Origin of the sequence: Promineifilum sp. (SeqCode) (genome assembly GCF_041918635.1) — a bacterium.
Lineage (GTDB): Bacteria > Chloroflexota > Anaerolineae > Promineifilales > Promineifilaceae > Promineifilum.
This window is the reverse complement of the sequence record NZ_JAYRVJ010000406.1, coordinates 1-3,204: the sequence shown is the minus strand read 5'-3', so window position 1 is coordinate 3,204 and position 3,204 is coordinate 1. Positions and strand designations below refer to the sequence as shown.

The 3,204-nt window shown below is 64.4% G+C and carries 4 protein-coding genes and 1 pseudogene; all 5 read left to right on the top strand.

Annotation, left to right across the window (positions count from 1 at the left end; genetic code table 11):
- A partial coding sequence (gene rpoD, locus ACE3UY_RS12620) for an RNA polymerase sigma factor RpoD (protein WP_374687869.1) occupies positions 1-845 on the top strand: 845 nt, incomplete at its 5' end.
- A 304-nt stretch (positions 846-1,149) separates the two neighbouring features.
- The gene (locus ACE3UY_RS12615; RefSeq protein WP_374687868.1) at positions 1,150-1,515 is read left to right on the top strand and encodes an NADH-quinone oxidoreductase subunit A; all 366 of its coding nucleotides are present in this window, start codon (positions 1,150-1,152) and stop codon (positions 1,513-1,515) included.
- Complete coding sequence (locus tag ACE3UY_RS12610; RefSeq protein ID WP_374687867.1) at positions 1,506-1,988, top strand: NADH-quinone oxidoreductase subunit B; 483 nt, start codon at positions 1,506-1,508, stop codon at positions 1,986-1,988. The genes ACE3UY_RS12615 and ACE3UY_RS12610 overlap by 10 nt, the downstream gene beginning before the upstream one ends.
- A gap of 90 nt (positions 1,989-2,078) precedes the next feature.
- Complete coding sequence (locus ACE3UY_RS12605) at positions 2,079-2,600, top strand: NADH-quinone oxidoreductase subunit C (protein ID WP_374687866.1); 522 nt, start codon at positions 2,079-2,081, stop codon at positions 2,598-2,600.
- A gap of 162 nt (positions 2,601-2,762) precedes the next feature.
- Positions 2,763-3,204, top strand: a pseudogene (locus ACE3UY_RS12600) (NADH-quinone oxidoreductase subunit D); the annotation flags it as partial.

Genomic DNA, 3,204 nt, shown 5'->3' with positions numbered 1-3,204 from the left:
GCTATAACGAGTTCATGATCGTGGAGGCGGCCGAGGAGGCCAAGGGGCATCTGACCCGCGCCAACCTGCGCCTGGTGGTCAGCGTGGCCAAGCGCTACATGAACCGGGGCATCCACCTGCTGGACCTGGTGCAGGAGGGCAACGTGGGCCTGCTGCGCGCCGTGGAGAAGTTCGACCACACGAAGGGGTTCAAGTTCAGCACCTACGCCACGTGGTGGATTCGCCAGGCGGTCAGCCGGGCCATCGCCGACCAGGCGCGCACCATCCGCATTCCCGTCCACATGTACGAGACGATTAACCGCATCGTCAAGGCGCAGCGGGAACTGGTGCAGCAGTTGGGGCACGAGGCGAGCGTGGAGGAGCTGGCGCTGGAGCTGGACTACCTGCTGCCGGAGGAGTCGGCGGCCATCAAGGCGGCCCAGGCCAACGGGTTGCCGGTCGACCCGATGCTGGAGCGCAAGTGGCGGCAGGCGGTCAGCAAGATTCGCGACATCCTGCGCATCGCCATGGACCCGATGTCGCTGGAGACGCCGGTGGGCAACAACGACGACGCGACGGAGCTGGGCGATTTCCTGGCCGACGAGAGCATCGTGGAGCCGGGGGACGCGGCCTCGCGGGAGTTGTTGCGGGAGCAGATTCGCAACGTGCTGGGCTTCCTGAGCGAGCGGGAGCGGGAGGTGCTGGAGATGCGCTTCGGGCTGAACGATGGCACCGACCACACGCTGGAGGAAGTGGGCAAGAGCTTCGGCGTGACGCGGGAGCGCATCCGGCAGATCGAGGCCAAGGCGCTGCGGAAGTTGCGGCACCCGAGCCGGAGCCGGGCGTTGCGGGATTATTTGACGTGAGATGGTAGCGCGGGTTGGCAACCCGCCTCTTCGCCCCAGCCGACGCGGGATGCCATCCCGCGCTACAAACTACACCTTTCTCCCCTTTGTGATAGAATTCACGCAGCCCGCGAGTCCGGTTGGGTCTCGCTGCCCGTTTATAGTGGCGCGTCCGCCCCATCCGCACTATGATCCCGGTGGGCGGACGAGAATAATTCAACCACGGATTTTCACGGATTGAACGGATGGACGCGGCCAGAACCGTCAATCCGTCACATCCGTGAAATCCGTGGAAATCCGCGGTTCATTTATTAGGGCGCACGTTATGGAACAGAACCTGACCGAGTACATCCCGATCGCCGTGCTGTTGGGCATCGCCCTCTTCTTTGCCCTGCTGCTGCCCATTCTGTCGCTCAGCCTGGGGCCGAAGCGCATGGGCGCCCGCGCCCTGGCCCCCTACGAATCGGGCATGACCCCCATCGGCGAAGCCCAGCGGCGGCTGCCCGTCAAGTTCTACCGCATCGCCGTCCTCTTCATCCTGTTCGACGTGGACATCATCCTGCTCGTCCCCTGGGCCGTCACCTTCCGCAACCTCGGCTACTTCGGCCTGGCGGCCATGCTCATCTTCATGGTCATGTTCATCCTGGGCGACGTGTGGGTCTGGAAAAAAGGAGTCTTGGAATGGGAATAGAGCAAAAGCTCGGCAACCTCGGCGTCGTCACCTACCGCCTGGAAGACCTCGTCAACTGGGGCCGCACCAACGCCATGTGGCCCATCCTCTTTGGCCTGGCCTGCTGCGCCATCGAGATGATGTCCACCCAGGCCGCCCACTACGACGCCTCGCGCTTCGGCATGGAGCTTAACCGCCCCTCGCCGCGCCAGTCTGACCTGATGATCGTCGCCGGCCGCGTCAGCCGCAAGATGGGCCCCGTCATCCGCCGCCTCTACGACCAGATGCCCTACCCCAAGTGGGCCATCGCCATGGGCGACTGCGCCTCCTGCGGCGGCGTCTTCAACAACTACGCCATCGTCCAGGGCGTGGACGAGATCATCCCCGTCGATGTCTACGTCGCCGGCTGCCCCCCCCGCCCCGAGGCGCTCATCGACGGCATCATGACGCTGCACGAGAAAATTCGGGGCATGAAGTTGGCCGATTGGGCGTGAAGATAGGGACTAGGGGCTAGGGACTAGGGACTAGGAAAGAGCGCTCTTCCCTGGCCCCTGGCCCCTGGCCCCTAACCCCTGGGAGAAGAGATGGTACACGACAACACCGTAACCGATAAACTCCGCGCCGCGCTGCCGGAGGCGATTGACGAGGTGCGCGACTTCCGCGGCGAGCGGACGATCATCGTCCCCCAGAAGCGGCTCAAGGACGTCTGCCGCTTCCTGCGCGACGACCCCGCCCTGCGCTACAACTTCCTGTCCGACATCGTCGCCGACGACTACCTGCCCGACTACCCGCGCTTCGCCGTCAACTACCACCTCCTCTCCCTGCCCAACAAGCACCGCCTGCGCCTGCGCGTCTGGGTCGAAGACCCCGACGACGGCCCCGAGACGCTGGCCGAGCTGTGGCCCATCGCCACCTGGCTGGAGATGGAAGTGTGGGACCTGATGGGCGTGCGCTTCGCCGGCAACGGCGCCCTGCGCCGCCTCTTCCTGCCCGAAGATTGGCAGGGCCACCCCCTGCGCAAAGACTACCCCCTCGGCTATGAGGAGGTGCAGTTCTCCTTCAACTGGCGGCAGGTCGAGGCCAAGAAGCCGTTTGCCAGGGAATAGGGGCTAGGGGCTAGGGACTAGGGAAGCACGTTCTTCCCCTAGCCCCTAGCCCCTAACCCCTAGCCCCTTCTAGTCGTAGTTCGGAGTTGACACATGGGACTAATGCTTCCCCAAGCCAACGTAAATATCCAGGAACTCAGCGTCGAAGAGCTGCGGGCCAAGATGGGCACCGGCATGGAAATCTACGACGCCGAGGAGCACATGCTGCTCAGCATGGGCCCCCAGCACCCCAGCACCCACGGCGTGCTGCGCCTGCTGGTGGAGCTGGACGGCGAGACGGTCGTCAACCTCGCCCCCGACATCGGCTTCCTCCACACCGGCATCGAGAAGAACATGGAGTCCAAGACCTTCACCAAGGCCCTGGTCATGACCGACCGGATGGACTACCTCTCGCCGATGACCAACAACATGGTCTACATCATGGCCGTGGAGAAGCTGCTCGGCGTCGAGATCACCCCCCGCGCCCAGACCATCCGCCTCATCCTGGCCGAGCTGTCGCGCATCAGCAGCCACCTGGTCTGGCTGGGCACGTCGGCCCTCGACCTGGCGGCCATGTCCGTCTTCCTCTACTGCTTCCGCGAGCGCGAATACATCCTCGACATCT